The following is a 23,061-nucleotide window of genomic DNA, read 5'->3' on the forward strand; positions in this document are numbered from 1 at the left end:
ATTCTCACTGTCTTCCACCTAAAGCAGAGGATACGCGTTGCCAGACATAATGTCAGAAACAAAACTATATTAAAATACTAATCAGAATTAATATTTCAACGGTACTGTCTAGTTCTGAACCTCCTCGTCTGGCGTGTTTCCATCGTGCGATTGATTCGGTCTCTGGCGGTCATAGTAATGTGTAAATCGATCAATATACTTGCGTGTGCTCGGCCGACTACTGACCCACGAGTTATGGAAACGGTCGATCCACATTTTGAGGGGACGAAACCACTTTTCGATAGGGTTCGGTCAGTATAGTTCATTCGACTATTCAACCCTAATTGTGAAAGTGGAGTCCGGTAGCCGGATTAATTGACACGAAACTCACCGTCCGAAAAATCGTGTTTCTCACGGAATCCATAGAGAAATGCAGCCGTCGGACCAGTACCAATCTGATCAAACAACGCGACATCGAGAACCAACGTTGTCTCGAAGTATATTTCAGAATACAGCCAATATCATTCACGATTAATCTCGACGGATACACACGATTGCCATTCCGATCACGATCGCTGGCTTCCTGAACCGGCTGGTCACCGCGGGCGCACACCTTGCGTGTACGCTGCTCGTCGTCGGCAACGCCTTGCGATCGTTGCTCTCGAAATAACACCGAGAGCAACAGAACGTCGATCGATGACACACCGGTTCGTGAGCGCGCTGCGAGTCAATCCCAACGAGAGGAGCCGCTACTGATACCCGTTCAGAGTCGGTCGCTATTGGTACAGACGGATGGCGAAGTGAGACATCATCTTTACGAATACAGACCCATTCGCTGGGATTGACTTGGACAAGTGTTGCGATCCAGAAACTGAGAGGCCAGACAAGGACGCGAAAGCGATCGTCCAACGACTCCCACACTGACGTCGCGCCATCAGAGACGGGCCATCACGTCCTCGTTCAGGGAGGTCTCCCACCTGGGCGAAGCCGCCGAGACTGAGTCGAGATGTACGATCAATCTCGTTTCGTTACTGTCACAGCGGAGCACGTCAGCGGGACGACGATAGTGATTGATAGAAGCGGGACTGAACGATGCCCCCGACAGCTATGTGAACAGTTGAGAGGGGAAAATTGCGCCTGCAATGGCCGCATCTGCGAGGAAGAGCAAAAAAGCGAACTCCCTATTAAATTCGTGTTCAGACGTGCGAACCGACGCATAGACGTACGCGGCTAAACTGAGTACCATAACCCGGATCACGAGTCATCTTCTAATAAAGTAGTCGGACAACCCCATTCAGATCAGTCACTACGCAGCCGTAGTGATCAAGGGTATCACAAGATGTGACGCATGACGAAGCGGATTCTTCGGAAGAAATTCTGAAGATACCGGTTCGTGAAAACCCGACAGCCGTCCAACTACGATCGCCTGTGATTCAGTACTGCACCAATGACGATACCAGTCAACGGGCCAATCGTTAGCCGGGATTGGATATCGTCTACCAGATAACCGATTCCAGCACCGAGAGAAATTGTCACGACCAGCACCCCGCCGACCAGTGTCGCGTCGAATCCATCGATAAATCGTCACTCGACGTGAACCAGGAGATGGTTCGCCGTAAGAATCACTCTACCGGTTCCGCTCGGGTTGCCAGTCGGCACCGCTCTCATTCGATAGGGTATTCTATTGCGACGATAGATACTGCGCTATCCGACAGCGATCCCCCCGTCACAAGCCGAAGATCGCCGTCGTGGGTCGGCCTCCCCACACGCACAGCACGAAACTCACGATGACCAACCGTAGACGCACATCACGACGCACTCGTCGACGTTTGAACTCCGACAGCCTCCGAAACCGCACCGATACGCGGCCATCCCTCCCCGAGGGTAGCCGCGGTCGAGATAGCCAGTGGTTCTCCCGAATTCTGGCACTTAGTAACGGCGTTTTTGGCATCTCTCTGACTCTGCTCGTACTCAATATCACCATTCCTGCTGGGATGTCCCCCGCTGATCTCGGTCGGTCGATCGTCGATTTGCTGCCAAATTTCGTCGCGTTCGCGCTGACCGTCTTTATCGTCGCCTTGTACTGGTACAATCACAACTCTCTCTTCGAGTCACTCCGCGGAATCGATATGCCGATGGTCGGTCTCAGTATCGTCTATCTCGCGCTCATTGCCCTCGTTCCGTTTCCAAACGACCTTCTCGGGAACTATCCAACGGAACCGCTCCCCTACGTGGTCTTCGCAATCCTGCTGACCGGGCTAGCGACCGTGGATACATCAATGCTGGCCTACGCAAAACGGCGTGATTTGACAGATCCGCGTATACCGACCGAAACGCATCGCATCGACCTCCTGCGTGGCAGTATCACGATTGTAACCTTCGCAGTAAGCGTGCCGCTGTCGTTCGTGTTGGTTCAGTGGACACCATTATTTTGGCTGTTACTGCTCGTCTTCGATCAGGTGATCTCACGATACAAATGAGTTATAGATACGTTGCACGAGCGCATACTCGCGTCTTCAGGCGCGGGAAGAGGTCAATTCTGTAGACGCTGGCGCTCACCGTAGGTGAGGGTCCGCCAGACCCATTCGACGGGACCATATCTGAAATATCGAAGCCACAGCACTGACACTGGAATCTGGACCGCCCAGATTATGACTACGACTGCAAGCGCCTCCAACCGTGTAACCGTTCCGAACAGACCGAGCCCGTGTCCGTAAAAAATCGATGTTGCAAAAATTGTTTGAATCAAATAGTTCAGAAATAAATACCCAAGAGGAAGGTTTGTAGCTGTACCAAGCGAACAGTGGATATGGAACAACATATACTCGTTCCAATAGACCGATCGTCCAGTTCTGAGAGCGCCTTTGAATACGTCTTAGAAGAGATTCCACAGTCGAAAATAACCCTCCTGCACGTACTCAATCCACTCACCCTCTTCAACTACGTGCGTGCTGATGGATTCGACTATGAGAAGTCACAACAAAAAGAGCAGGAGCGACGCGAAGCCGTTGAAGAGATCTTTGACGAGTACCGCAGCAAGGGTGCAGCACGTGATCGTGAAATCAAAACAATCATTGAGGCGGGCGATCCTCCGGAGAAAATCCTCGAATATACGGAGAGAAGCGGTGTAGATCACATCGTAATGGGCAGTCGTGGCCGATCCAGTATTCAGGAAGCACTACTCGGTAGTGTGGCGAGGGCCGTTGTGAAGCGATCGTCTGTACCTGTAACGATCGTCCCATAGCAAATTGCTGTCGGCATGCTGCATACATTCTCTGTATCGGTCACGCAGATTCTGACAGGGAATGGGCAGATAGATAGCACTCATGCGAGATACACAGCGCATACTCACTGCGTCGACAATCCAGCACCGATTGCAATCCCAACGCCCATACCGATTGCAATACCTAACGCGATGTTATCCATCACGACTCCGAGCGCAACACCGAGTCCTGCTCCAATAGCGATTCCAACTCCCAGCCCTTGGTCATCTCCCTCAGTTTGACTCATTGATACTGTCTTTTTCCTATACGATATAAACGTTCTTCACCCATGGTCACAACTTGTACTCGTTTTGTGTTTCCACTGTTCAAAGGCCTGTATGCAGCAGAGTTCTACTGACATCTACTGAGTAGATTGGTCAGCCACTGCTGCATACAGAGCGCGAATGTGGCACGACATTCGGCTTGATCTGCGAACGAGGTGATCGCTTAGTACAGGTTACAGACAGAGCAGTCGAAGACATTCACTCAGATACTTACATAATTGTTATAGAGGAAGTAAACCGTCAATAGTTACAATGCCTGATAGAGAGAGTGAACGAACAGTTGTTATTTGTTCATCCTGCGGTTCTGTCTATGCGGCCGAGAGGGTCTGACGGAACGATTCAACCCATCGGGAGAAGGACGGGCTGTGATTGCGGGTCAGAAAAGTTCGATGTTATCGAATATACAGATAGTCCCACTGTCCAAGACGAAGAAATAGACTGACTGTTAACACTCGTTCAATATACAGTTGTACTGAATAACTGATTCATTGTGCCAGCAACTGTACACGATAGTTCGCGTAGTGTGGAGCGAAACAAACTACGGAGCAACCCTCCAACGGCGGAGGCTTTATTTGCTTGCGTTGTGAGGTAGCTGAACGATGGCTTCGCCTCCGTTGACCGACACGCTTCGTGAAACTCTTGCTCTCTTTGACAAGGAGGGAGCGCCCATGACGACAACAGAGGTAGCCGAAACGGTCGACCTCGGCCGCCGGAGTACCTACGAGCGTCTGGAGCGCCTCGTTGACCACGGCCGGCTCGAAACGAAGAAAGTCGGTGGCAATGGACGCGTGTGGTGGCAGCCACCCAGGGCAGAACGAGAGACAACGAGGGAACCGAAACCATCCGACGATCAGTTTCAGGCGCTCGTTGATGCAACCGACGAGTACGCAATTTTCATGCTCGATCCCGATGGGTATGTGCAGACGTGGAATGCGGGTGCCGAACAGATCAAGGGATACGAGGCCAACGAGATCATCGGTGAACACTTTTCAACCTTCTATAGAGCGGACGGTCGCACGTCTGGTGTTCCAGAGGCCAATCTCACAGAAGCCGCTCGTCACGGTTCGACCGAAGATGAAGGGTGGCGGGTCAGGGCCGATGGGTCGGAATTCTGGGCAAACGTGACGATCTCGGCGATACGGGACGACGACGGCACGCTCGAGGGATTTACAAAGGTCACCCGGGACATGACCGACCGGCGGGAATACGAACGTCGACTTGAGGCCCAAACCGACCGGCTGAAGCGCCAGCGCTCGACGCTCATCGATAATGTCCCGGGTATAGTCTACCGGTGTCGCAACGAGCCGGGCTGGCCCATGGAGTTCGTCAGCGATGCCTGTCGTGAGATCACTGGGTACGAACCCGAAGCCCTCGAGAGCGGCCAGATCGACTATGGACGAGATATCATGGTCGACGAAGATCGAGATGACGTGTGGGAGGAGATCCGACGGACGGTTGACGAGCAGGGATCGTACTCCGTAACCTACCGCATTGAAACCGCCGAAGGCGACATTCGGTGGGTCCGCTCACACGGTCGCGGAATCGTAGACGATGATGAACACATCGCTCTACTCGAGGGGATCATCTCCGACATCACGGAACAAAAGCAACGCGAAAAGACGCTCGAACAGCAAGCGGAGCAGCAACAGATCGTTGCCGACCTCGGTCAGGCTGCTCTCGAAACCGACGACCTGGACGAGCTCATGGACGATGCGGCTCGCAAGGTAGCGGACGTTCTCGACAACGAGTATTGCAAGGTACTCGATTTCGACCCTGAGGCCGAGGAACTCCTGCTCCGACAGGGGGTCGGCTGGCACGACGGCATCGTCGGCGAGGCGACCGTCTCCTCGATCGAAGCAAACTCCCAGGCTGCGTACACCCTCGCGAATAATCACCCGATCGTCGTCGAGAACCTCGAGACGGAGACGCGGTTTAGCGGTCCCAAGTTGTTGACGAGCCACGACGTCCGGAGTGGTATCAGTACTGTCATCGGCTCGTTTGACGACCCGTGGGGGATCCTCGGCACCCACGACACCGAGCGGCGGCAATTCTCCGAGGAGGACGTGACCTTCGTCCAGAGTGTCGCGAACATTCTCGCGGAGGCGATCGAGCGCCACCAGTACCAACAGGAACTCGAACAGTTAGTCGACGATCTCGAGGAATCCAACGCACGGTTAGAGCAGTTCGCCTATGCGGCTTCCCACGACCTCCAGGAACCGCTCCGGATGGTCTCGAGTTATCTGCAGTTGATCGAGAGCCGGGCCGATGACGAACTGAGCGAGGAGACCGAGGAATTCCTCGAGTTTGCCGTCGACGGAGCTGACCGGATGCGCGACATGATCGACGGGCTACTGGCATACTCACGCGTAGAAGCCCATGGGGAGTCGCTCGAACCGATCGACCTCGATGAAGTGGTCACAGACGTCCGCGATGACCTCGAAATGCGGATCACCGAACGTGGTGCCGAAGTAGACGTCGATGAGCTACCACGAGTGTGGGGAGATGAACGTCAGTTACAGCAGGTGTTTCAGAACCTCCTGAGTAACGCACTCGAGTATAGTGGGGACGACCCGCCACGTGTGCACATTTCCGCCGAACGGGACAGTTCCATGTGGGAAGTGTCGGTTCATGATGAGGGAGTTGGGATCGAGCCAGACGAGCAAGATCGGATATTCGAGATTTTCCAACGGCTCCAGTCTCAGAGGGACCACAGGGGATCGGGTATTGGACTGGCGCTGTGCGAGCGGATCATTGAGCGTCACGGCGGTGAAATATGGGTCGACTCCGAGCCTGGCGAGGGATCGACGTTCTCATTTACGCTTCGAGCCGAGGATACGCATGCCGATTGAATTCGACGCTGCGGAACCAGCCGATATTCTTCTCGTCGAGGACAACCCTGGTGATATTCGTCTCACGAAAGAGGCGTTCAAGGACGGACGGATCGCGAATACACTTCACGTCGTCGAGAACGGTGTCGATGCCCTCGATTTCCTCTTCCAACGAAACGACTATGCCGACGCACCTCGGCCAGACCTCGTGCTGTTAGACCTCAATCTTCCGCGAAAGAACGGGGACGAGGTGCTCGAAGAACTGCACGAGGATCCAGACCGCCGGCGCATTCCAGTCATCGTACTCACGAGTTCGGAATCCGAAATGGATGTCGTACAGTCCTACGAGCTCTGTGCAAGTGGATACCTCACGAAACCGGTTGATCCCAACGAGTTCATAGACCAAATTCAGGAGTTGGAGCGGTTTTGGTTCTCCGTCATGCGACTGCCGACTGATACAGATCTGGATTGAGCAGATACTCATATTTGGGATGGGGCCGATCGCGTGTACGCATACCCACTTTGGGACCTTGTATTTTTCATTATTATATACAATTGAGAGAACCTTCAACTGGGCGATAGACTGCGTAGTTCGCAGACGTACTTAACGGCTGTTTCGCTGCTGACGATCCGAAACGAACTATGATCTTCTGCTGACTACACGCTCTTTCTTCCAGTTGCTGGATGAGTTGAGTGGGCAGTGCGAGATACAGGGCATGACTATGGTACGAACACAATGAGACTAATCGACGTACTGTGACTCCCACTCTCGTCGGTTCTCAATAACTTCCGCTCCTGAATCGTCGAGATCATAGTAGTTGGTCCGTCGGTCGACCTCGCCTTTCTCGACGAGCTCCTTGTTGACCAGGGTGTCGAGATTAGGATAGAGCCGTCCATGATTGATTTCGCTACTGTAATACTGCTGGACCTCCGCTTTGATATCTTGGCCTGATGAGTGATCGGATCCCGCGATGACGTACAACAGGTCGCGTTGGAACCCTGTCAGATCGTTCATCTCACAGGACGTTCCACCGAGCGTGATATTTGTTATTTCTCGCGTATCTGAGATGGGTTCACATAACTGACGAGTACAGGTTGTGTAAATAGCGATTATCCTTCCGAATCGGAGGATGAGAGCCATCTATAGCAGGCAGCAGAAAGAACGTATGCGACCCAGTAACAATCCAAATGAACAACGAGGAACGACGTGCCAGTTCCGCCTCCGATCAAGCTATAGAGGACGGCGAGACGTACGACCATGCCGAGCACGGATACGTCGAAGTCACAGGAATCTGGCACCGAACCCAGCGCCTCGACACGACGCGTGACGCAGATGAGCAAGACCTGATCGTCGTCCGCTACGTTCCCGGTGAGGAAGGAACGTGGCTCGACGAACTCGCCCAGTCGTTAGATGACTTTCGCGACGCGATCGTTAGGAACTGAAGGGCGATCAACACTCCGAACAATATGCCGCCGGTTCGGGTTGTTGCCCGTTCGATACCGCCGCGTACTGCGTTCGTTAGGTGGAGGGCCATGACCTCAAATCATCGATCGATTTATTTAGAGTTTTACACTATTTCCGGTCCGGGAGCCGTGGGGATAGCCGTATGCTTCTAGTGATGGGGGTTTCGAGTCTTGTAGCTGCGTTGGCCGGGTTCAGAACCGGATCGATCGTATCGGTGTTGGGTAGTGAGGATTGACGCTTGACCCGCTTCGTCACGAGTCGAACTCACGGGCGTCAGTAGCGTTTCTCCACCTCGAACTACCGGACGGTGGGTAGAATCGAAACAGAAGCAATCTTTTCCAGAAATCACGAGATTCAAGCGTTGATACGATGGTTATCAACTTGTGAGAACATGGTGACGCTCGTTTCGAGCCCGTGAAACGGTGATTCGTGCACTCGAAATCCCTGCTTTGATTTAATACTCCTCATCAATTATCCGATGATACCGTGTCCGCGATTCCGCCCTGGATCGACGAACGGATCGATCGAAACCTCGACAACGCGCTCACACAGGAGCATGTCGTCGAGACGATGCTTGAGTCCGATCGCCCGTTCTTCTCGATTCGCCAACTGCAAGCGCGCATCAAGCCCGACGTCAGCAGGGCCACCGTCCGCAACCGGCTTCGGGAACTACAGGAGATTGACGTCGTTGCAACGGAAACGTACCCCGACTCGATCGCGCTGTACTACATCAATCACCCGGAGTCGCCGTGGCCGCTCTCGCCCGAGGGCAAACGCGCGCTGAACGCAGACACCGCGCTGGATCGGCTCTCCACCCGCGGTTTCCTCACGCTTTCGGACACGGCTGGGATCCGCACCCTCGTGCTCGCTGGCTTTCAGTTGAGTCTGGTACTGTTCGCATTCGGCGGCGTACTCACGATTATTGGCACCGACGTCAGCAGTACACAGAGCGATATCGTCCTCTGGGATACTGCGTTCGATCTCCTGTTCGTGAGTCTGGCGCTGCTCGTTTCGGAGCGGACGGCCCGATGGATTCGCAGTAGGTACGGTCCGTTGAATATCCTTCCATCAACGTAATCGATGGAGATGAACACCTTGCAGATCACCGATCACCACACCCATGACATATACATCAACTGTACCTGGTCCCGAACTGCTCGATGAACGCTCCATCGGTGGCATCCTCGTCCACCTGCTCGGACTGTTTACTGGATTTCTCGGACCCATAATCCTGTACGCTGTTTCAGATTACGAGTTTACGCGGTCGAACGCCCGTCACGTCATCAATTGGCACGACACCATCTTTGCACTCATGGTCGTCGCCGTTGTGATGTTTTTCCTCGGCGCCGATGAGGTCACTATTGGAGGGGAAACAACTGAGATGTCCTTGCTCCCAGCCCCGCTCGATATAGAATTTGGGCTCGTCGGATTCCTTCTCCTAATCGTCCTACTGATTGTAGTATTGCTCACGTTCGTGTACACCATCGTCGCAACGGTAAAAGCGATATTCGGATCGATCTGGACGTATCCAAGGGCAATCGCTTTCGTCGAACGATATTGGTAGCACATCCATGTCTCCTCAACAAACCCAGGGGCCGCCGTCGACGACCAACGGGCCGAAACTCCTCGAGGAGCGATCGGTCGGTGGTATTTTCGTCCATTTCGTTGCGATACCAACCGGTGCCATCGGGGCCGGTCTGGTATATCTCGTTTCGACCAACGAGTTCACCAAACGAAACGCTCGCAACGCACTCGAATGGCATCTCACGGTGCTGGCGTTGACAGTGGTCACGTTCGGTTCACTGTTTGCCTATGCTGAGCTGACAGGCCAGGGCGTCACCGACGTCGCCGTCCTTCCTTCACCGATCGCCACTGTTGCTGGTGTCGTCGTTCCTGCGTTGCTGTCTCTTTGGATGGTGGTGACGTTCTGGACATTCATCGTTGGGTTCATTGCGATGGGCAAAGCGACGTTCGGAACCGCATGGCGCTACCCATTAACGCCCGCACTGGTTGACCGATTTGCGCACCGCGTTGCACTTCCTGGTGGCTGGTCCCTGCTAATCATGGCGTACACCGTTTTCGCACCCCTCATCATCGGGACCGTCTTTCTTGGGCCACGAGGTGGGGCAATGTTCTTCGCATCGGGATTCGCGATGATCGGCCTGATTATGGTACTGACACCGTTCGCAGGCGTTGCGATGTATCTCCACGGCGAACGTACCCGTCCGGCGGACGCGACATGGCAGCCACCAGTCGTTGCGTACCTCGGCGTTCCGATCGTCGTTGCCGTTGCCGGATACGCGCTTTCAGCGACGTTCACTGACTCGATCAACCCCGCCGGAGATGCGATGTATGTTTTCCTTGCTGCGTTTTGGGTATCTTCTCTTGTGTATGTCGTTCGGTGGCTGACCACGAGGTCGTAATGACCGCCATCAACTCGAAACGGACACGTCTGAGCCGCTCGCGTTGAGGTCTCCAACCCTTCCAGGTAGCGCGTCACGGGCTGGGTCGCGATTATACGGCTAACTCAATTCAAGATTCGACGGATTGGGCCTTGAGACGTATTCTTCCCCACCGCCTGATCGCTGGGATTCCTGCTAATCAGCGTATCTCTTCGATAAGTCGTGATGAATACGCAGCGCGAACGTGGTACGAGTCCAAGATTAATCGAGTGGAGGTTGTGATTGGTAAGTCCAGACTGTTTACGTATTGTCGTCGCCTGCGGCAGGAAGCGAAAACGAGAACGTCGTGCCCTCGCCGGGTTCGGAGTCGACCTGAATCTCATCGCCGTGACGCTCGACGATTCGTTGACAAATTGCGAGTCCGATCCCGGTTCCGGCGTGTTCCTCGCGGCTGTGCAGACGCTGGAACACCTCGAAGATACGATCTTGGTCTTCTGGATCGATCCCAATTCCATTATCCCGAACCGAAACGATCCATTCCGTGCCACTACGTTCAGCAGAGATGGCGATCTGTGGCTGCACGTCGCCGCTGTAATCGATCCCGTTCGAAATGAGATTCTGAAAGAGTTGGCGTAATTGCCTTCCATCTCCCCTAACGCGTGGTAACGTCTCGGATTCGATAGCGGCGTCGTTCTCCTCAATTTGCAGCTCGAGATTCTTAAGACTCTCAGCAAGTACTGTATCAAGTTCGACGGGTTCGAATGGCTCCCCTTGTGTATCTACACGCGAATATTCAAGTAATCCATCAATCATCTCTCTCATTCGCTCGGACCCATCGATCGCGTATTCGAGAAACTCCTCGCCGTCCTCGTCGAGTTCTGCACCGTATCTGTTCTCGATGAGTTGTAAGTAACTCGAAACCATTCGAAGGGGTTCTTGTAGATCGTGAGATGCGACGGACGCGAACTGTTCGAGCCGCTCGTTCGACGCTTCGAGTTGCGTTTGAGTTCGTTCCAGTAGCCGGTTTTGTCGTTCGAGTTGACGGGCATTCGTTTTCGCTTTCGCGTCGAATGTCCCCACGCCGTAGCCGGCGACACAACTGAACCCCGTGAGTTCAGCGACCGATAAGAAGGGACGGGAGATGTCCAGACTGGGCTGGAATTCGTAGACCGTGAGAATAGCGATCATTAGCCCGATTCCGGCGAGGCACCAGCGTGCAACGACGGAATAGTATCTCGGGTGGATGTCGGTGTGGGGCAATCGGTATCCGCCGACAAGAACGATCAAACCGGAACTACCGATGAAACTGGTGATGACAAGTATACTCGTAATGTCCATCGACCCCGACGGACGCATGAGCGCCCATCCAACAGCAAAGAGAATATACAGCCCTCCGAGACCGACGAGAATTCTCCTCCCGCAAACGGCAGTCGCGGTGCGGTCATAATGACCCATGAAATCGTTTGGGACCGGATGAACGATAACCGTTTTGCAGCGGCCAGTGACATCCTCGCCCGGCGTAAACGCCGGGGCTTCCACCACGGGTGGAATACCAGCAAAGGTGCTGGATTGAGGTTTCAAGACGTGTGCGCGTCACCGGTCTCTGGCTCCATCCCCGCTCCCACCGCTGGTGAGCTATACGAAACCTTGTCATCGGAAGCCCGCCTCTCGGACGGGAGTCCCTCGTTCGGTGATGTGTCTTGGTGGGCCTGCCACTGGCCCCCGTTCCGAGGCGAGTCATCGTCTGCCGTTTTCCAAGGCAGGCTCTCTCCCCACGGATTCAGCCGATTGGCTATGTTCGCTGCTGCGTTCAAATCCGCCTGAGATTCCGACACCCAACACGCCTCATTCGTACACTTGAACGTGCCCTGATGCGGTCTGTATCCGACGTGTTGACACGCATGGCACGTTTTCGATGTGTGGTGCGGATACACGTATTCCACAGGAATACCGTGTTCCGCTGCCTTATCCTCGATGCGTGACTGTAAGCGAGAAAATAGCCACTTACCGAGGCGTCGATTCCAGTACTTCCCAATATCCTCGTCCGTGATACCGTCGAGGTATTCAAGGACGATGACCGAGTTCTTGAACTGGGCTGTGTATGCGACGGCTCGTGTGGAGGCTTTCTCAATTTCGTCTTCGATGGCTTCTTGCCACCGTCCCCACACGAGGCCGTCCAAGAGGTTCGAGGCATACCGTGGTTTCAGCCGGTCTTCAGCACTGGCTTGTTTCTGTCGGAGGTGTCGAACGCGACCACCATCCACGAACAACGGATCAACAGGAATGTCGTTTCGGAGGACACAGCCCACCAAGAGTTTCGATTCACCCACATCAAACCCGACAGGAGTCACATTGTCATTGTCACACGAACATGAGTGGTTTGGTTCGACTTCGTAGTTCGCCGTGACGTGCAACACCCATCTGTCACCGTCGAGTTGTAAGCGGAGTTCGCCAGCCCACACGCTGTCGTCTTCGTCGTCAATCAGAGAGTGCCACCAGTCTTCTTGTGAGGGGTTCAACTGGAGCGGTATCCAGAAATTCGTCCCACGACCGGGGAGTGGGACTTCCCAACAGATTTCGTGGTGTCGGTCGTCATTGCGGTCAAAGACGGCTGCGGTGTTGGCGTAGCGGATCGGGTGATCGTCTGCGAGTTGCTTCGCATCATACGTGTCCTCATCGAGGAGGTTTGGAACGTATTGTTTGAGTGCGTTTTTCGAGTGCCAGTTGAGGTCTTCACCGCTGACAACCTCGTTGACGGCAGTCATCGTGCCACACTCGTCGTTGAAACTCTCGTGAAGGAGCGATTCGTAACGGTCGTGTTCGTCGTTGAGCTTGCGCTGCTTGTGCTGAGTGGGTGGGGCAAGATACGCTTCGAGCGTCTTACACTCCTCACTCATTCTTCCACAGCGTCAAGTCCTTCTTCCACGAGTTCGGCGTATGCGAAGTCCATTCGCAAGCCGTTCTCGCGGGAGTACTCTTTCACTCGTTCGTGGAGGTCGCTTCCACGTTCGATGGCGATGTCAACTCGCATCCGTTTTTCAGTACGTTTTACCGTATCTTAAAGGCTCGTATTGGCGTGGGGTATTCAGAGAACTGTCGCACGTGGTTCGCGTAGTGGAGTGACGCGATTCACGCCCGCCGTGAACGGCGGGATTCTCTCGCTGCTTAAAGAACGCGAGGCATTATCGTCTCGTTCGTCCGGAGCAACGATGCGGGCCACAGCGGCTTCCTCGAGTTCCCCGAGGAAGGGCCTCGCAGGTTGAACGTCGCGCTCACACGGGCCCGAAAGCGATTAGTCCTGGTCGGCAACTGGGAGACCCTGGGAACAGTAGCTCCTCATCGATCACCGGAGGAGAGCTGCGCTCACTTCTATGCAACTCTCGCTGACCAACTGCGATCGGAAGAGCGGATGATATCGATCGGTGAATAGAAACAGAAACCCTCGATCGAACAAAGCGAAACGAAGGCAGAGTGGCGGTATCTATTACGAATGCGAAATCGACGTACCGATCGATGCGGCTCTTTCGACGATTGAGGACGGAGTCGACGTCGACGAGCCGAGTCAAGTACGAGTGCATCTGTGAGTCTTGACATCCACCCACGACTGAAGGTTGTGGGCTTTCTCCTCGACTCCCTGTAACTCTTAATTTGCGCAGAAAAACTCCGCTCCGTTCGAAACTGGACCTCGACAGCAGATGCTACACGTCCTTTTTTGCGCCGACAGGTGTGAGGCGCAACACAGTGTGCCTCGAGACAGTGTGCCTCGAGATTACCGATGAGTACAAATCATCCGATCCAGAGCGAGCCGCAGCGAGAAAACCAACCAAATCAGAAATACACGATCGATCGAAGTCGCAGCACCACTGGTGATCGATACGACGACAGATCGTGGTTTCTCGTAGTTGTCGATGCAGTGGATGAACTCATCATCGAATCGGCAGTTACCATTTCCATCGACGAAGCAGGAGCGACTCCGATCTAGCTCAGGTCGAGTAAGAATCCCGAGATCGACGAAATAATTGAGTACGTCTAGGAACACGCCGAATGCACCTATTCCGACACTGTCGACCTGTACAACGTAATGGACGGGACACTGAGGGAGCTACGGGCAGACAATGGGTGACCTCGGTGACAGTCACCCTTTTTTCAGCGCTATAAATCTGCATCTCGGCCAGTTCCACCACATCGTGGATATTCGATCGGTGAACCACTAGAGCGAGTGCCTTGGGGCTTGACCTCTAGGCGATTCACTACTCGGTAGAGTGTTCTCGAAATAACCAACAGAACGAGAATATCGGCCAACAGAACGAGAATATCGGAAACGTTGGTTAAAACAGAATCCGAGAGCTCAAGAATCGTGGGGGGTTCTAAAGAATCGAGCACCCTTCTATCGATGTGTTCTCGGAGGCTACGAGAGAAACTGTAGGTGCACCTGATCAAGACGACGTGTTTGGATTTTTCCGGTGGTTCTTCGAAGGGATCACACAGACACCCCTCTATCGATGTGTTCGATGTCTTTCGAGGGCGGGCGTAGAACGGCTATGTTCGAGAAGGTTATACCCATCAAGAACGACTCAGTCCAAGAAAACGCCGGTTAGACGGAATAGACCGCGATAATACTACATCAGATTTCCACCAATTCTTCCTTCTTCTTCTAGCTTTCTAGCTAGAACACTCACACACACCTCTATCGATGTGTTCGATGTGTTCCGTGTTCGGTGATATATTGTCCTTTCAAGGACAACAATTATAGATAGTCCTGATCGACTCACTATCCGCAGATGGCAGATGCAGACCACCTTCTGACCGTCTAACGTTTTCGTTTTCGGCTTCTTGACTGTCTCAATCGTCCCCCCAGTTGGTTTCTTGGAGGTCCACTCGAACACATCGAACACTTCGATAAAGGGGTGTCCGTCTGGAAGTGGGAGAATTCTACCAGATCCCGTTCTGTTCAACATTTCGTCGCCGCTCACCGAATCAACCATCGGTTTTCGATCGACGCCTGTTCTGGGAAGCAACTCATCGTCTAAAACGCCGAATTTCACTTCGATATAGGTGGGGAACTTTTTTGACCCCTCCCTGAATGGTTACCTAGCATGGGTTCTGACGACTCCGAGTCTTCCCGCTCCGAACCGGAAAGCTCGGAGGATGAGAGTACAAGGCGATCTGAGTTTCCATCAGATTCATCTAGTTCAGAACTTCCGTCGGATCAATCCGATGATCTGGATCAGTTGGGCGTCACTGATCAGTCGAACAGCGACGACCAGTCGAACGATGCCACCCCACTGGGCAACGACGATCAGGTCGACTCCGCGGAGCAAACGGGTGATCGATCGGGGGATATCCTGCCTGGAAACGACGAAAACGTGCCGACAATGGCGGCTTCTGGAAACGAGCCATCGAACCCTGGGAACGAGCCATCGAACCCTGGGAACGAGCCATCGAACCCTGGGAACGAGCCATCGAACCCTGGGAACGAGCCATCGAACCCTGGGAACGAGCCATCGAACTCGACTGCTTCTATCGACGGATCCGGTGGCGATTCCAAGTCGATCGAGGATATGCTTCTGGAGTTCGATGATCAAAAGGGACTGATTCGCGAGCGATCACTCCTCGATCCAAACTATATCGTTCGAGAGGATCGAATTGTCGGTCGTGATAGACAACTTCAGGAAGTCACGAAGATGCTTCGGGTCGCGCTCGGTGACAACCGACCGCCGAATCTCTTCCTCTATGGTCCGTCCGGGACCGGAAAATCCCTCATCACGAAGGCCGTCTGTAAGAATATCAGTCGTATCTGCAAGTCTCGAAACATTCGCTTCGGAACGATCGAGGTCAATTGTCAAGATCTAGATACACTTGGCGTTGCGGTTTACGAACTCGCGAGTTGCGCTGCAGCGGAAGCCGAAGTCAGTGTCGAGGTTCCAAAACACGGTGTCGCGACGAAGGAGAAGTGGGATGAACTGTACCGAATCGTCAACGAAAACTTCGATTCGGTCGTATTCGTTCTCGATGAACTCGACATGCTCGTCGGGCGTCGGGACAAACAGGAACCGGCGTTTTCTCGACTGCTCTACCAGTTATCACGAGCTGGTGCCAACGACGAGCTGACTGCGCACATCTCGGTCGTTGCAATCTCGAATGACACAAAAATGATGGAGTCGGTTGGCAGTCGAGCGTTGAGTTCGTTCACACCCGAGGACGTCCACTTCGACGACTATGACGCGAACCAGCTGCAATCTATCCTTCGCCGACGGCAGGACGCCTTCTACGAGGGGGTTCTCAACGATGACGTCATTCCACTGGCTGCCGCGTTCGCTGCCCAGACTCACGGTGACGCACGGAAAGCGATCGATCTGATGCGTGTCGCTGGAGAACTTGCCGAGCGGGAGGGCGATAAGCACGTTCGCGAAGACCACGTTCGAAAAGCACAAGACAAGGTCGAGAAAAACCGCGTCCTCGAGGTTGTTCGCGGTATCAGCACGCAAAAGAAGCTCTGTCTATACGCGACAGGCGCCGTCGCTGCGGAGACTGACGATGGCACAGCTCGTAGTACGATCGGCTACCGTGTCTACGAGTTTCTAACCGATGCGATCGGTGCCGACCAGTACCATCAGGAAACCTACGTCAACAAAATGAAGGAGTTGACGACGTACTCGTTGGTCGACTTCGAGCGCCGGAGTCACGGTCCGAGTTCAGGCATGTTCCTCGAGTTTCAGTTCGGTGAGCGACCGGAAACAATTCTCGAGACGCTTCGCGAAGATTCCCGTATTGACTCTGTTACTCCCGCCGAAATACAGTCGGTCGTAAGAGCACAACTTCGCAACAAGAAGTGACAGCTTGCAGGGGTGGAGAATACCGCACTCGTCCTGATCGAAACTGGGTTGAAGATATCACGGTTACAATGGGGACACCCCTCTATCGATGTGTATTGATTGATCAGTATCATATTGCGTTCGATATTATGACTGACGAATTTTGATGGAGTACTGTTTATGTTAATAGCTTCTTACGTTTCTCATTCTGTGACAAACCACACACCTCTATCGATGTGTGTTCGGGCGGATTAGGGGTTTATGATGAAGAATTCACCATTGTGGAGAGCAATATCCCAAATTAATTGGTTGGGTAAATAAGGAAAAAACGGGGGTTTCGCTACTAACACCCCTCTATCGAAGTGTTCCAATAAGAGTGTACGAAGCGACACCCCTCTATCGATGTGTCTTCTTCAAAGATTTCTTTTTTTACCTCGGCACCGCCTTCGAGTACGACTTGGCCGCCCGCAGTAACATCGCCTTCTATTTTGCACCAGCTTGCAGTGCACCTCGACGAGAAACCGTGGTGATTTCGGTGGTACGGTCGACATCGCTGGCCTGGAGGGAATCATCTCTATCGAGGATCATAACTCGGCTACGGAAGTTGGAATTTTGAATCTTTTGTATTCCTGAACTGGTGTCGTTCAGTTAAGCAGGTTCCAGTAGTATGCGAAGCTTTGAAGCCAGGTTTCGGCGGTTTCTGGATCGGCGTTCCTGAAACCGTTTCCGAACGATGAGATTCGTCGTTTGATCTCTTGAAAGACAGGTCCGACAGCATTCCGATTTCCGTGGCGCTCGTATCCAAATCGGAAGCCACGTCGGTGAATTGCAGCCAGTAACCACGGTACGGAATCGACGAGAAATACGGCATCGTCGACATCATGTTTTTTGGAGAGTTCGGAGAGAAAGATTGAGGCAACAGCGGTATTTCGCGTCGGAAAGAGTGTACGTGGAGGAATTCGTGGGTCAGCGGATTGACCGCAGCATACAGCCAGTAGCACTGATTGGTTAGTTGGATCACCGTCTCGTCGAGGCGACGTGATCCGGTGATTTACCGACTGTAGGCTGTGAGTCTGCCTTTTGCACCCAGTTGTGAACGGTGAAACGAGCCTGTTCGATACCGAAATTCTCGAGTGTAGAGACAGTATGTGAAAGCGACACTCCACGCGGATGAAGCTGGATACTGAGGCCCACCAACTCGCGCGATGTCGCTTCGAGCAATACAAACGCTAACCGAATGTCGCTGCTAGATCCGCCGAGGCGGTCGAATTCGATTAGAGGAACCTAGCATTTCACTCCCCCTTTCTTCAAACTCTAATCCGAACAGTGCCGAAGGAGGCGGCGAAAGACCAGTTGAAGGAGGCAATCATAACAGGGACACCAGTTCAAGCTACCTATCTTCTATACTATGAAAACACGTATACTATACCGTTGTATGGCAGTTCATCACGAATGAAACAAATTTTAAAATCAATCTGTTTGTAGTGTACTATTGTGGGAGGAACAACAACATAATAAAATTAATGTGGGTACGGTACCAGATATCCGTCCACAACTCTCACGTAGCCCGTTTTTACATATGGTTGTAGAAATTCTCTCCGAGAAAATCAAAACGAAAAATGACAATAATAATGACTAACTATACAATGTCTAGTCCGGGGTATTGACGACGTCCCGTGGACGATCACCGGAGAGCACTGTGCGAACGTTCGTGGCGGCCGCCCGTCGCCGTTGATCGTTCGCTTCCACAGAATACCATGCTACGTGAGGGGTCGTGAGAACACGATCGTGAGACCGAACTGGATCGTCGCGTACCGGAGGTTCCTCGGGGAGAACGTCCAAGCCCGCACCCGCGATCTCGCCGGCATCTAGCGCCAGAAGAAGATCGTCCACATCGACGATCGGCCCTCGAGAGACGTTGATCAAAACGGCGGTTGATTTCATCCGCCGAAACGCGTTTTCGTCGATCATACCGCGAGTCTCGGGAGTCAACGGCGAGTGGATCGAGATGTAATCTGCGCGGTCGAGGAGTTCCTCGAACTCGACAAGCGTCCCTCCCTGGGCCTCAACAGTCTCCGAATCGAGGTACGGATCGCTGACGAGTATCTCGGGTCCGAAGGCTGCCAGCCGATCACAGACAGCTTTGCCGATTGCACCGAGACCGACGAGACCCACGGTTTGCGTCGACAGTCGGTGAAGCGGCGACCCGGCCTCCCGCTCCCACGTTCCCTCGGCCACCGAATCATCGTACGTGTGTATCTCTCGTGCGAACGAGAGCAAAAGGGAAATCGCGTGAGTCGCAACCTCCTCGAGACAGTAATCTGGAACATTCGTAACGAAAATACCCTGTTCGTTCGCAGCGTCAATATCGATGTTATCGACGCCGATACCGTACCGGGAAATGACGCGGCAGTTCGAGAGGTTGTCGATCGTCGAACCGTCCAGCTGTGCGCGAAGATTCAATACGGCGTCCGCTTCGTTCAAAATCGCCGCATCGAGATCGGGTTCGCTGACAGCGTCGTTGAGTTCGACGACCGCTGCAGTATCTTCGAGTATTGATCGTTCGATTGACAGGTCCTCGAAATCGTGATCGGTAACGACGACAGTGCGTTCGGACATAATAGTCGCTTCAGAACAGATCAGTATAAAAATTATCCCTCAAGACCGAACGAGCGGAGCCACCGTCGGCCAGCACACCGATTGCCTGGGCGATTCGAAGTGAGCAAGAGGCAAAGCGAGCGTCGATCGGAACGCGGGGTTGGTGCGACCGACGCGAGCGAGAGTCGCGGCCGATCGGTGTAAGATAAGCCCGGTCGGTATCACGCCAGCCCGGACAGTGTCGATTTCGACGGGATGTCCGTACGGTTCGTTGTGATTCCGTACCGGTGATCGATCGATTGGGAAGCGATCATCGGTAGCACGATACAACGATCCGTCTGAAGCGCGGTTACCAGCCACCGATCGTCCGGAGTAAAGCGATCGAGACGACGAACCCGTAGCCGATAGCGAACGAGAGAACCAGCGAAACGGCCCAGACGAGCGCGGTTCGGAGCATCTTTGTGCGGCTGATCGAACTGCTCCCGCCCGCGTAGCCGCTTCCGATTATCGTACTCACCATAATTTCGTTAAACGAGACCGGTATTCCGAAGAGAATCGCAGTTTGGGCGATACCGAACGCTGGGATGAGCGCGGCGATAGAGCGACGTGGTCCGAGTGCAGAGTAATCTTGTGAAAGTGCTTTAATCATTCGTGGTGCACCCATCCACGATCCGGCCAGTAAACCGAAACCACCGCCGATCAGGATTGGAAGGATCGGTATCGAGAACGGATCCAAAAGCGGCAACAGCGGTCCGATAGCGAGACCCACCTGACTTCCACCGGCAGAGAACGCGACGAGAGCGCCGAGTACGAGTAAGAAATGACGCTGAGCGAGTACCGAATTCCGTCTCATATCTGCTGCCACCAGGAGTGCACAGACGATCGCGATAACGAGCGAAACGCTACCGTCCACCAGAGGCAGTCCAGAGACGGTCGTGGTGCCGAATTCGGTGCTCACCGAACGAGCAATCGATGCGCTCTCTCCCGGCTCTCCGAGAATGACGAATTCCATGTTAGCGATGATGAGTCCGATACCGCCCGCGAGCAGTGGAATCGCGTGGTGTATCGATACCGATTCGGTACTCAACAAATATACTGTTGCGTACGCAACACCGGCACCCACGAACGGCGTGACGATCCAGAGCGACAGTATTTCGACGTATTTGGCCCACGCCGGTTCGCCGCCGGCTGCCAGGCCGACGCCGACTATCGCTCCCGTAACGGTAAAGGCAGTAGCTATTGGATATCCGGTGAATACGCCAATAGAGACGAGCGTCGCCGCTGTCACCAGACCGATAGTGGCCGCGGTGGGTGAGAGTGTCGCTCCCTGGATAAGATCCCGGCCGATCGCTTCGGAAACCGAGGCTCCTTGCGTTATTGCGCCGGCAAATCCGAAAATGCCGACGATAAATCCCGCGCGCATTATCGAGATCGCGTTAGCCCCAACGGCGGGTGCAAACGGTGTCGAACCCGAAGAGCCGGCACCGATCGTCCAGGCCATGAACAGACTTGCAGTCGCTGCGCCGACGAGTGTCAGTAGCGTCGTTATTTCGATCATCATCTTCACTCTTTCGGAGTACGGATCACGCTGACGGCACGCGGGCGACTGCCCGATACAGTGAACGGTGCCCGTCAGAACTGCGACGGGAGACCCGTTTCCCGCGTTGGTGAGAACGAGCAGCGCAAATTCGGTCGACCGAGACTCCCGGTAGCGGTAGATTGACGGACCAATTTGCCAGTCGAAGCGGAGGGCGACGGTCGAACTGCGAACGCGCTGAGTGCTCTTTCGGGCCACTGTGCTTTGAGTCGATCGTGATCGCGCCGATCACACGCGAGTTCCAGTTCTCTTGCAAGACGGTTACACGATCATTCGTCGAGAGGGATAATATTCAATATTGTGATTGTCTCCTTCACCGTCGATACTGTCTCCGTTGATTCCGTACCGGATAATCGTCCAGTTTGTGACCGTGTTTTTATATGCGGGTACCGCCCGGTTTCCGTCGAGTTTCGATCGTTGCGCGTCTCAACTGTATCTCACTTCCGAGTATCGCACCATCGTGTCTGGGATGGCCTCAGACGTGACTCGGGTCGGATCTCCAATGACCGCCAGCAGAGGGACCACTGACAGTCGGTGCAACTCGTTTCAATCGGTACGATAGTAACCTCGACTATCCCGACAGCGCGTGTCAGCGGAGCCGTATCAGCACGCTACCAGCCGATGCCGTTCAAAAAGAGCCGAATCCCGATAAAAGCGAGCAACAGTTTGATGAAGAGTGTGAACAGACGCTCATTGACGTACGGGCGAAAGACGGTTCCGGCGTACACCCCAATAAAGACGGGAACTGTAAACATCGCTCCCAGGACGAGTTCTCTGGTGTGAAGCAAATCAGCGTTCGCAAGGAAGATAACCCGCACTGTGTGTGCCACTAAGAATAACGCTGAGGTACCCGTCACGAACAGTGTACGGTTTTCGTGGATTGTGTTGAGATACGAATGAATAACGAGTGGCGGACCGGGTGCGCCGATCGCACCGCCCAGTAACCCACTCAACGTACCGCTGAAAATACTCGCACTCGAATGCTCCGCGTACTCGTAAATTTGTTTTTCAACCCGCTGGAACACGAGAAAGAGGCCGACGTACGCAGCAATCGCAAGGTAGAGAACCTGCGGCGGGAGCACTTCGAGTAACCAGACGCCGACGAATAATCCGGCCGTGAGCATGATCAGAAATCCACGCTGTTCGCGAAGAAACTGAATTGGAAGGCCATCCCTGTACAGTACGACCACGTTTGAAACGAGAAACGGAATGGAAAGTGCAACAAGTGCGAGTTGCGGAGGAAACACCTGAACGACGCCAGCAATCGTGATCAGACCCACGGCGAATCCGACAGTACCCTTGACGAACCCACCGAGTAACAGGATACCGATCGCAAGCATCACAGCGGCGAAAGTAAGTTCAACACCAGCAATTACGTACATACCAAGCCTTACTGTGTGGTCGAATCGACACATCATGTAACTTTCGGCATCGGAACAGTACTACCAGACCGGCCGAGCGCTCATCGGATCGGAGCGTGATACGGTATCACTGTGCCGTACATTCGCAGGTGGGTCGCAGTTGCTCTGGAACTGACGTACCATGGTCTCTGTGTCAGAAAGAATCACTCTGAATCAACACCGCCTCGTGCGGTTACGAGGACGTCTAGATGGAACGACTCTGTTTGGGATTGCTACTGTCTATTCAATTCGTTCGACCACATCGAACAGAACTCTGCACTCGGATTACGTATGACTGACACATTCAATCCTAGTGTTACCCCACCTTGCCCTGTAAGCAAACGTCAGCAACAATCATGATAAATATATTACAACGGTACAGATGTAATAAGAATGTCTTTGTCAGGGAATTGCTTCCAGAAACAGTTAT

At 53.6% G+C, this 23,061-nt stretch carries 18 protein-coding genes and 3 pseudogenes; 10 read left to right on the forward strand and 11 right to left on the reverse strand.

Annotation, left to right across the window (positions count from 1 at the left end):
• Positions 1–108: 108 nt before the first annotated feature.
• A pseudogene (locus tag AC6I6L_RS18065) lies at positions 109–497 on the reverse strand (transposase domain-containing protein); the annotation flags it as partial.
• 1,269 nt (positions 498–1,766) lie between these two features.
• Between AC6I6L_RS18065 and AC6I6L_RS18070 the strand changes: the two are divergent.
• Positions 1,767–2,459 carry a TMEM175 family protein gene (locus tag AC6I6L_RS18070; protein WP_497919151.1) on the forward strand — a complete coding sequence of 231 codons (693 nt, stop codon included), beginning with the start codon at positions 1,767–1,769 and terminating at the stop codon, positions 2,457–2,459.
• Positions 2,460–2,512: 53 nt separating this feature from the next.
• Here the strand turns inward: AC6I6L_RS18070 and AC6I6L_RS18075 are convergent.
• Positions 2,513–2,740 (reverse strand): annotated as a pseudogene (locus AC6I6L_RS18075) (DUF418 domain-containing protein); the annotation flags it as partial.
• Positions 2,741–2,788: 48 nt separating this feature from the next.
• Here AC6I6L_RS18075 and AC6I6L_RS18080 point away from each other — a divergent pair.
• A complete protein-coding gene (locus AC6I6L_RS18080; protein ID WP_497919152.1) occupies positions 2,789–3,223 on the forward strand; it encodes a universal stress protein in 435 nt (144 codons plus the stop codon).
• 104 nt (positions 3,224–3,327) lie between these two features.
• Here AC6I6L_RS18080 and AC6I6L_RS18085 read toward each other — a convergent pair whose 3' ends face one another.
• A complete protein-coding gene (locus AC6I6L_RS18085) occupies positions 3,328–3,489 on the reverse strand; it encodes a glycine zipper domain-containing protein (RefSeq protein WP_497919153.1) in 162 nt (53 codons plus the stop codon).
• A 636-nt stretch (positions 3,490–4,125) separates the two neighbouring features.
• Here AC6I6L_RS18085 and AC6I6L_RS18090 point away from each other — a divergent pair.
• Positions 4,126–6,375 (forward strand): ATP-binding protein, encoded by a 2,250-nt coding sequence (locus AC6I6L_RS18090; RefSeq protein WP_497919154.1) that lies wholly within the window; start codon positions 4,126–4,128, stop codon positions 6,373–6,375.
• A complete protein-coding gene (locus AC6I6L_RS18095) occupies positions 6,365–6,826 on the forward strand; it encodes a response regulator (protein ID WP_497919155.1) in 462 nt (153 codons plus the stop codon). Before AC6I6L_RS18090 ends, AC6I6L_RS18095 begins: the two co-directional genes overlap by 11 nt.
• A 270-nt stretch (positions 6,827–7,096) precedes the next feature.
• On the opposite strand, the gene AC6I6L_RS18100 is transcribed toward AC6I6L_RS18095, so the two are convergent.
• Positions 7,097–7,369, reverse strand: a complete 273-nt coding sequence (locus AC6I6L_RS18100; protein WP_497919156.1) for a PadR family transcriptional regulator — start codon at positions 7,367–7,369, stop codon at positions 7,097–7,099.
• A gap of 173 nt (positions 7,370–7,542) precedes the next feature.
• Between AC6I6L_RS18100 and AC6I6L_RS18105 the strand changes: the two genes are divergently transcribed.
• The 4 genes from AC6I6L_RS18105 to AC6I6L_RS18120 all read left to right on the forward strand — a co-directional run bounded on the left by AC6I6L_RS18105 (position 7,543) and on the right by AC6I6L_RS18120 (position 10,242).
• The gene (locus tag AC6I6L_RS18105; protein ID WP_497919157.1) at positions 7,543–7,797 is read left to right on the forward strand and encodes a hypothetical protein; all 255 of its coding nucleotides are present in this window, start codon (positions 7,543–7,545) and stop codon (positions 7,795–7,797) included.
• Between the two features lie 508 nt (positions 7,798–8,305).
• Complete coding sequence (locus AC6I6L_RS18110; protein ID WP_497919158.1) at positions 8,306–8,896, forward strand: hypothetical protein; 591 nt, start codon at positions 8,306–8,308, stop codon at positions 8,894–8,896.
• A gap of 43 nt (positions 8,897–8,939) precedes the next feature.
• Positions 8,940–9,383, forward strand: coding sequence for a magnetosome magnetite crystal formation protein family (locus AC6I6L_RS18115; RefSeq protein WP_497919159.1), 444 nt, complete (start codon positions 8,940–8,942; stop codon positions 9,381–9,383).
• A 7-nt stretch (positions 9,384–9,390) separates the two neighbouring features.
• Positions 9,391–10,242 carry a magnetosome magnetite crystal formation protein family gene (locus tag AC6I6L_RS18120; RefSeq protein ID WP_497919160.1) on the forward strand — a complete coding sequence of 284 codons (852 nt, stop codon included), beginning with the start codon at positions 9,391–9,393 and terminating at the stop codon, positions 10,240–10,242.
• Between the two features lie 279 nt (positions 10,243–10,521).
• On the opposite strand, the gene AC6I6L_RS18125 is transcribed toward AC6I6L_RS18120, so the two are convergent.
• The 3 genes from AC6I6L_RS18125 to AC6I6L_RS18135 all read right to left on the reverse strand — a co-directional run bounded on the left by AC6I6L_RS18125 (position 10,522) and on the right by AC6I6L_RS18135 (position 13,252).
• Positions 10,522–11,676, reverse strand: a complete 1,155-nt coding sequence (locus AC6I6L_RS18125) for an ATP-binding protein (protein ID WP_497919210.1) — start codon at positions 11,674–11,676, stop codon at positions 10,522–10,524.
• 122 nt (positions 11,677–11,798) lie between these two features.
• On the reverse strand, positions 11,799–13,118 hold the full coding sequence (locus AC6I6L_RS18130; RefSeq protein WP_497919161.1) for an IS200/IS605 family accessory protein TnpB-related protein: 1,320 nt from the start codon (positions 13,116–13,118) through the stop codon (positions 11,799–11,801).
• The gene (locus AC6I6L_RS18135) at positions 13,115–13,252 is read right to left on the reverse strand and encodes a hypothetical protein (RefSeq protein WP_497919162.1); all 138 of its coding nucleotides are present in this window, start codon (positions 13,250–13,252) and stop codon (positions 13,115–13,117) included. The genes AC6I6L_RS18130 and AC6I6L_RS18135 overlap by 4 nt, the downstream gene beginning before the upstream one ends.
• A 153-nt stretch (positions 13,253–13,405) precedes the next feature.
• On the opposite strand from AC6I6L_RS18135, the gene AC6I6L_RS18140 reads away from it, so the two are divergent.
• Together AC6I6L_RS18140 and AC6I6L_RS18145 are read left to right on the forward strand one after the other, a co-directional pair.
• Positions 13,406–13,651, forward strand: coding sequence for an AAA domain-containing protein (locus AC6I6L_RS18140; RefSeq protein ID WP_497919211.1), 246 nt, complete (start codon positions 13,406–13,408; stop codon positions 13,649–13,651).
• A gap of 2,131 nt (positions 13,652–15,782) precedes the next feature.
• On the forward strand, positions 15,783–17,057 hold the full coding sequence (locus AC6I6L_RS18145; RefSeq protein ID WP_497919163.1) for an orc1/cdc6 family replication initiation protein: 1,275 nt from the start codon (positions 15,783–15,785) through the stop codon (positions 17,055–17,057).
• 623 nt (positions 17,058–17,680) lie between these two features.
• On the opposite strand, the pseudogene AC6I6L_RS18150 reads toward AC6I6L_RS18145, so the two are convergent.
• From AC6I6L_RS18150 to AC6I6L_RS18165, 4 genes and pseudogenes are all read right to left on the reverse strand, one after another.
• Positions 17,681–18,311, reverse strand: a pseudogene (locus AC6I6L_RS18150) (IS6 family transposase).
• A gap of 375 nt (positions 18,312–18,686) precedes the next feature.
• Positions 18,687–19,655, reverse strand: coding sequence for a C-terminal binding protein (locus AC6I6L_RS18155; RefSeq protein WP_497919164.1), 969 nt, complete (start codon positions 19,653–19,655; stop codon positions 18,687–18,689).
• A gap of 328 nt (positions 19,656–19,983) precedes the next feature.
• Positions 19,984–21,192: an inorganic phosphate transporter gene (locus AC6I6L_RS18160; RefSeq protein WP_497919212.1), complete on the reverse strand. Its 1,209-nt coding sequence runs from the start codon at positions 21,190–21,192 to the stop codon at positions 19,984–19,986.
• A gap of 650 nt (positions 21,193–21,842) precedes the next feature.
• Positions 21,843–22,613 carry a TSUP family transporter gene (locus tag AC6I6L_RS18165; protein ID WP_497919165.1) on the reverse strand — a complete coding sequence of 257 codons (771 nt, stop codon included), beginning with the start codon at positions 22,611–22,613 and terminating at the stop codon, positions 21,843–21,845.
• Positions 22,614–23,061 lie beyond the last annotated feature (448 nt).

This window comes from Halosolutus sp. DAT137 (assembly GCF_059736405.1).